1 protein-coding gene is annotated in these 823 nt (G+C 73.0%); it reads right to left on the bottom strand.

Features of this window, described 5'->3' with window-relative positions; translation table 11 throughout:
- Positions 1-160: 160 nt before the first annotated feature.
- A partial coding sequence (locus tag OR16_RS38700; RefSeq protein ID WP_050983251.1) for a sulfite exporter TauE/SafE family protein occupies positions 161-823 on the bottom strand: 663 nt, incomplete at its 5' end.

The following is an 823-nucleotide window of genomic DNA, read 5'->3' as shown; positions in this document are numbered from 1 at the left end:
TCGATACGCCGCTGCCAAGCGTCGGAGGGTGGTGGAGGCCGCGCTGTATTTTGTCCGCGGCCCCTGGGTCGATGTGGCCCAAGGGGCGGGGCCACGTGCACTGCGGCACCTGGCCCTCCGAGTCGCTTGCCGAGTGGCACAGGCGCCACGGCCTGCAAGGCTAGCCGCGCGCCAGCATGATCCCGGCGGTGGCGATCAGGCACAGCGCAAACGCCGCGCGCAGCCGCCGCTCCGGCATGCGGTGGGCGAGCGCCACGCCCCACGAGATGGTCAGCATGCCGCCGAGCGACAGCGGGATGCCGCTGGCCCAGTCGACGTGGCCGGCATGGGCGTAGGTGGCCAGCGCCACCACCGCGCCGGGCGTGACCAGCGCCAGCGCCAGGCCTTGCGCCGCCGCCTGCCGGAACCCGAACAGCCCGACCAGGGCCGGCGCGGCCACCACCCCGCCGCCCACGCTGAAAAAGCCGGAGAAGGCGCCGCCGACCACGCCCAGCGCCGGGATCCAGCGCGGTGACAGGCGGGCTTGCTGCACCGTGGCGGCGCGCCCGGGCAGCAGGCGCCAGAGGAAGTAGAGCGCCAGGCCGATCATGAAGCAGGCGAAGATGCGGCGCAGCAAGACGGCGTCGATGGCGGTGGCGAGGCGCGCCGAGGCATAGGTCGCCAGTACCGCCGACAGCCCGAGCACGACCGCGGTGCGCAGCGCGATGTCGGCGCGCCGGCGGTACTGCCAGAAGCCGATCAGCACATTGGGCGCGATCATCACCAGGGCAGTGCCCTGCGCCAGTTGCTGGTCCATGCCATAGAGCAGGCCCAGCGCGGGAAT

It is taken from the genome of Cupriavidus basilensis OR16, from assembly GCF_000243095.1.
In the GTDB taxonomy this organism is placed as follows: domain Bacteria; phylum Pseudomonadota; class Gammaproteobacteria; order Burkholderiales; family Burkholderiaceae; genus Cupriavidus; species Cupriavidus basilensis_D.
Note: the sequence above shows the minus strand (reverse complement) of the source record. Positions and strands in the feature narration are given on the sequence as shown.